This is a genomic window from Vibrio sp. D173a (genome assembly GCF_030248475.1).
Genome location: NZ_JAHGAH010001031.1, coordinates 1 through 894 on the forward strand (window position 1 = coordinate 1; position 894 = coordinate 894).

Genomic DNA, 894 nt, shown 5'->3' on the forward strand with positions numbered 1-894 from the left:
ATCATTCGAGTGTTGTTCGACATGGTGTCGTAGACGATAGTGATGCGATCTTCTTTGTACGCTTTCGACCACTCATAATATTGCTCGACGATCTGAGTCGCGTTATCACGCCAAATACAGCCGTGTGAAGTGGCGATCACATCGATCGGCACACCTAAGCTCAATACTTCCTCAATTTTAGCTTTTACCAGTGGAGCGAACGGCGTCAGGATGTTCGAGAAGTAGCGTAAACACTGTTCATGCAGTTCTACTTGATCGAGTTGGTCGTTGAATAGGCGTTCGTCACAGTAGTGCTGACCAAAGGCATCATTACTAAATAGCACCTCATCACCAGTGAGATAAGTTGCCATCGAGTCTGGCCAGTGGAGCATTTTCATTTCAACAAAGATAAGCTGTTTGCCATTACCTATATCGAGAGTGTCACCGGTTTTGACTGTACGGAAGTTCCAGTCAGGCTGGTGGTGATGACCAACGATGGAGTTAACGCCCGCTTCAGTACAATAAACAGGTGTGTTAGGGATTTTAGCTAACAGTGCCGCGAGTGCCCCAGAGTGATCTTCTTCGGCGTGCTGGCAGATGATGTAGTCGATCTCATTAAGGTCGATCTCCATCTCTAGGTTTGCGAGGAATTGATCAGTAAATCTGTGGTCTACAGTATCAACCAGCACAGTCTTCTCTTCACGAATCAAGTATGAGTTGTAACTTGTCCCTTTATTCATATGGTACTCTTTGCCGTGGAAGTGCTCTGTTTCCCAGTCGTGAATACCAACCCAATGGACATTTGATTTAACGTGAATTGTCATAACGATACTACCTTCTATGAATGTTTCTAAGGTCTGTACTGCATCGCTTGTGCCAACTTTTTAAGTTGCTGATAAGTATGGATTAAATTGT

The 894-nt window shown here is 44.5% G+C and carries 1 protein-coding gene; it reads right to left on the reverse strand.

Going from position 1 to position 894, the window contains the following annotated elements; genetic code table 11:
* Nucleotides 1–803: MBL fold metallo-hydrolase (locus KIV40_RS31065; protein ID WP_285353148.1), on the reverse strand; the 803-nt coding region annotated here is incomplete at its 3' end.
* Between the last annotated feature and the right edge of the window lie 91 nt (nt 804–894).